The following is a 403-nucleotide window of genomic DNA, read 5'->3' as shown; positions in this document are numbered from 1 at the left end:
TTATTGAGTTTGATAAATGCATTATTAAATGTTGTATTATCGATATGGTTATTATTAATTATAGAAAATAATAAATATATAGGAAGAATATATGGTGATTTATTATCAAAATTAATTTTATCTTCTATATTATTTCTGATTATAGTAATCAAAGGAAAAAAATTACTATGGCCAAAGGCATGGAAATATTCATTATTAATAGGAGTACCTTTAATATTACATAATTTATCTGGAATAGTTTTAACTCAATTTGATAGACTTGCAATACAAAAAATAATAGGAGCAGAAAAAGTTGGTTTATACAGTTATGCTTATACATTAGGAATGATACCGCTAATAATACTTGGAGCAACAAATCTGGCATGGGTTCCTTGGTTTTATGATAGGATGTATGAAAATAAAA

At 24.3% G+C, this 403-nt stretch carries 1 protein-coding gene; it reads left to right on the top strand.

What is annotated here, in order from left to right; genetic code table 11:
* On the top strand, positions 1-403 hold a 403-nt coding region (locus ACYQ44_RS10440), incomplete at both ends, for an oligosaccharide flippase family protein (RefSeq protein WP_459997235.1).

It is taken from the genome of Marinitoga arctica (assembly GCF_054657315.1).
The sequence above is the reverse complement of the archived record's forward strand: the minus strand, read 5'-3'. Positions and strand labels throughout refer to the sequence as shown.